Here is a 2608-nt window from a genome sequence, read left to right as displayed (position 1 = left end):
CAACTGGAGCGAATAAGCGGATGAGGGGCGAAGCCCCTCGAGCATTATTCGTGAAGTGGACGTCGGGTCTGCATTTTGGAGCGCATTTTCGCTAGACTAATCGGAAACGCAGAAGAGGCTGGGATTTTTGCCCCAGCCTCCTTTCCTACGTTTATTGTTCCACATTCTGTTCGATCCAGTGTTTACTCACTGCGCCGTCTGTTCCTTCCACCGGGTCGGTTTTTGGCACTGGCACATCCGCAATGCGCTGCTTGATTTTTTCGTAGTCCTCCGCTTCCCCTTTTTGCATGTCCGGATCCATCCCATCCGAATAGGCGCCGATAATCCGAAAATCTTCCGTAGCGTCCACCCGCTTGTGGGCCGTCCCCGCCGGCAACAGCAGCACATCCCCTTTTTGAAACAAGTAGGTCTCGCTGTCGGGGCCGCCGAGCTGCACCATCGCTTCTCCTGACACACAGGCCAACGCTTCATGTGTATTGGCATGGAAATGATGATAAGAAAAAATGCCGTCAATCCAGCCGTTTGTGTAGCCGTTCTTTTCAAAAAAATCCAGCACGTTTTGGGCTGCATCCGGCGAACCGGTCAACCCGCTCACCGCTTTCGGGTAATGCAGCACCGGGAGCGGGTTATTCGGGAAGGGTTCATTCTCTTGTACATGTATCAACTTGGTCATCTTCTTGTCCTCCTTCAACTGTTGGCTGTGTGCGTCTTTGTTGATTCGTATACTCTGGTTTCTCTAAACGATACAATTTTCCATTGTAATCCACAAGAATGACTTCCCCTTCTTGGTCTACGCCAAAAGAAGAAATCATCAAATCCGTGTCCATCAATTCCACGTTTTGAGCCGTAGTTTTGTCCGCTTTCAATCACGTTGATTTCTTCCAGGCGGTTTTGCCCCACATCCGCCAGCCACAACCATTGTCTTTCTTCATCAAAGCTGAACTTCCATGGATTCCGGAGTCCGTAAGCAAAAATTTCTTCTCGTATCCCTTCCCCGTTTTCGGCAAACGGATTGTCTGCCGGAATGGCGTACGGCCGCCCGCTGCTTGTTTCGTCGACATCAATCCGCAACAACTTTCCGTACAATTCGTTCAAATCCTGTGCATTGTCCTCTGGATCGCCGCTTCCGCCGCCGTCACCGACTCCGATGTACAAATACCCATCCGTCCCGAAAGCGAGGTGTCCGCCGTTGTGGTTCGGGTAAGGCTGCGGGAAAGCGAGCAGCGTTGTTTGGGTGTTTTCGTCTACGGAAAAAGTTTCCGGGTCTGCCTGCATCCGGGCAATGACGGTGCCTTCTTCTGTGGTGTAGTTGACAAAAAAGTATCCGTTGGCTTCAAATTCTGGGTGAAGCGCTAATCCCAATAACCCCATTTCACTGCCGCTTGCACTGATGACATCACTTAAATCCAAAAACACCTCTGCTTGTTCTGCATCTTCCTGGGCGTCAAACATTTGAATGATGCCCTGCCGCTCCACGACAAATGCCTTGCCCGTATCGGGAAGAACCTCGTAATGCAAAGGTTCTTCAAACGACAAGTGTGGGTGCGCTTCCAAAAGAGTCAACAGACCAAGGTCAATTTGTTTCTCTGGCGAACGATCGGGTTGTGAGGAGCCGGAATCCGGAGAAGCTTCCTCGCCAGACGAACAAGCCATCAATAAAAACGGAATCAGCCACAACATTTTTTCACATTTATCCACGCCTTCCTCAGACAGGCTGTATGTCATGTTGCAGGAGTGAATCATTTAGAGTTTCCTCTTTGCCTTCAAATTAGCAGACCCCGCTCCTCCTGTCAAAAAGGGCGGCTCAGTTCGCCCGCCCCCTCTCTTTTCCAACTTTCCGATATAATGAATGGTGAAAGGAGCGGATTCCATGGCTATTGAAGAGAAATACTATGAAGTGTTGGAGTTTTGGTTTGAAGAACTCGATGAAAAGATGTGGTTCCAAAGCACCGACCAGCTGGATGAAGAGATCCAGGTGCGCTTCGGAGCCACTCACCGCCAGGCCGCTGCCGGTGAATTATGGGAATGGCGGGAGACCGTTGAAGGTCGGCTGGCAGAAGTGATTGTGCTCGACCAGTTTTCCAGAAACATCCACCGCGGCCGGCCAGAAGCCTTCGCTTCGGATGGAATGGCCTTGATTCTGGCACAAGAAGCGCTGCGTCACAAAGCCATCTATGATTTGGAAACCAAACAGCGCGCCTTTTTGTACATGCCCTTCATGCATTCCGAATCGCTTGTCATCCATGAGGTGGCCATGACGTTGTTTAAAGAAAAGGGCATGGAGTCTTTTTACAAATACGAAAAAGAACACCGGGACATCATTGCCATGTTCGGCCGTTATCCCCACCGCAATGCCGTTTTGAACCGCCCCTCCACCAAAAAGGAGCTGGAGTTTTTGAAACAACACAAAGGCTTTTGACCCCGCTTAACCGTTCATAAATCCAGAGGCCTTTCTGTTCTTTGTGTGCTACACTCATTAAAAAGATAAAAAGCGGTTTCAATAAAAAGGAGAAGGGGTTCTATCATTATGAGAAAAATCATTTTTACGACGGAGAGCGGGGCTATGTGTAAAATAGTTGTCGGAAAGTAAAATAGTAGGGTAAGAAAT

At 49.5% G+C, this 2608-nt stretch carries 3 protein-coding genes; 1 reads left to right on the top strand and 2 read right to left on the bottom strand.

Going from position 1 to position 2608, the window contains the following annotated elements:
* Nucleotides 1-151: 151 nt before the first annotated feature.
* Both G470_RS0111460 and G470_RS13570 read right to left on the bottom strand, forming a co-directional pair.
* Nucleotides 152-673: a cupin domain-containing protein gene (locus G470_RS0111460; protein ID WP_035445665.1), complete on the bottom strand. Its 522-nt coding sequence runs from the start codon at nucleotides 671-673 to the stop codon at nucleotides 152-154.
* Nucleotides 674-687: 14 nt separating this feature from the next.
* A complete protein-coding gene (locus G470_RS13570) occupies nucleotides 688-1743 on the bottom strand; it encodes a PQQ-dependent sugar dehydrogenase (RefSeq protein ID WP_051258568.1) in 1056 nt (351 codons plus the stop codon).
* Between the two features lie 127 nt (nucleotides 1744-1870).
* On the opposite strand from G470_RS13570, the gene G470_RS0111450 reads away from it, so the two are divergent.
* Complete coding sequence (locus tag G470_RS0111450) at nucleotides 1871-2419, top strand: DUF924 family protein (protein ID WP_035445664.1); 549 nt, start codon at nucleotides 1871-1873, stop codon at nucleotides 2417-2419.
* Nucleotides 2420-2608 lie beyond the last annotated feature (189 nt).

Origin of the sequence: Atopococcus tabaci DSM 17538 (assembly GCF_000429585.1) — a bacterium.
GTDB classification, from domain to species: Bacteria; Bacillota; Bacilli; order Lactobacillales; family Carnobacteriaceae_A; genus Atopococcus; species Atopococcus tabaci.
The sequence above is the reverse complement of the archived record's forward strand: the minus strand, read 5'-3'. Positions and strand labels throughout refer to the sequence as shown.